This is a genomic window from Kineosporia rhizophila (genome assembly GCF_021277265.1).
Taxonomy (GTDB): Bacteria; Actinomycetota; Actinomycetes; order Actinomycetales; family Kineosporiaceae; genus Kineosporia; species Kineosporia rhizophila.
Genome location: NZ_JAJSOH010000067.1, coordinates 1 through 1,699 on the forward strand (window position 1 = coordinate 1; position 1,699 = coordinate 1,699).

General features: G+C 55.6%; 1 rRNA gene. It reads left to right on the forward strand.

The window, feature by feature from the left end:
* Window positions 1–7: 7 nt before the first annotated feature.
* A 23S ribosomal RNA gene (locus LWF15_RS35735) occupies window positions 8–1,699 on the forward strand; the annotation flags it as partial.

Sequence of the window (1,699 nt, forward strand, 5' to 3'; positions counted from 1 at the left end):
GTGTGTGTCGTAAGTTTTTAAGGGCATACGGTGGATGTCTTGGCACCAGGAGCCGATGAAGGACGTAGGAGCCTGCGATAAGCCTCGAGGAGCTGGCAACCGAGCTGTGATTCGAGGGTTTCCGAATGGGGTAACCCGGCTGGATTCATGTCCAGTCACCCGCACCTGAATATATAGGGTGTGTGGAGGGAACGACGGGAAGTGAAACATCTCAGTACCGTCAGGAAGAGAAAACAACAGTGATTCCGTGAGTAGTGGCGAGCGAAAGCGGATGAGGCTAAACCGGGCGTGTGTGATAGCTGACAGGCGTTGCATGTCCGGGGTCGTGGGAGCTGTTTTCATCATACTGTCATGTGGTGGGTGAGTCAGAAAATCAGTGTGTAGTCGAACGCCATTGAATGGGCGACCGTAGAGGGTGACAGTCCCGTAGACGAAATGTGCTGGTCTCACTTAATGGTTTCCCAAGTAGCACGGGGCTCGTGGAATCTCGTGTGAATCTGGCAGGACCACCTGCTAAGCCTAAATACTCCCTGGTGACCGATAGCGGACTAGTACCGTGAGGGAAAGATGAAAAGTACCCCGGGAGGGGAGTGAAATAGTACCTGAAACCGTGTGCCTACAATCCGTCGGAGCCTTACGGGGTGACGGCGTGCCTTTTGAAGAATGAGCCTGCGAGTTAGTGGTGTGTGGCGAGGTTAACCCGGGTGGGGTAGCCGTAGCGAAAGCGAGTCCGAACAGGGCGTACCAGTCGCATGCTCTAGACCCGAAGCGGAGTGATCTACCCATGGCCAGGTTGAAGCGCGGGTAAGACCGCGTGGAGGACCGAACCCACTTAGGTTGAAAACTGAGGGGATGAGCTGTGGGTAGGGGTGAAAGGCCAATCAAACTCCGTGATAGCTGGTTCTCCCCGAAATGCATTTAGGTGCAGCGTCGCGTGTTTCTTGCCGGAGGTAGAGCTACTGGATGGCTAATGGGCCCTACAAGGTTACTGACGTCAGCCAAACTCCGAATGCCGGTAAGTGAGAGCGTGGCAGTGAGACTGCGGGGGATAAGCTTCGTAGTCGAGAGGGAAACAGCCCAGATCACCAGCTAAGGCCCCTAAGCGTGTGCTAAGTGGGAAAGGATGTGGAGTTGCTGTGACAACCAGGAGGTTGGCTTAGAAGCAGCCACCCTTTAAAGAGTGCGTAATAGCTCACTGGTCAAGTGATTCCGCGCCGACAATGTAGCGGGGCTCAAGTACACCGCCGAAGCTGTGGCATTCACACATTTTCTAGCGTCCCTTGATGGATTGTTCAGTAGTGTGGATGGGTAGGGGAGCGTCGTGTGGCGAGTGAAGCATCGGGGTGACCCAGGTGTGGACGCCACACGAGTGAGAATGCAGGCATGAGTAGCGAAAGACGGGTGAGAAACCCGTCCGCCGAATGACCAAGGGTTCCAGGGCCAGGCTAATCCGCCCTGGGTAAGTCGGGACCTAAGGCGAGGCCGACAGGCGTAGTCGATGGACAACGGGTTGATATTCCCGTACCGGCGAAGAACCGCCCATATCGAACCCAGCGATACTAACATCGTGATGGTGTGCCGGCCTTCGGGCTGAATCACTTGAGCCTTGGACCTGGACTGGTAGTAGGTAAGCGATGGTGTGACGCAGGAAGGTAGCCTCCGCGTGGCGATGGTTGTCCACGTTTAAGCATGTAGGGCG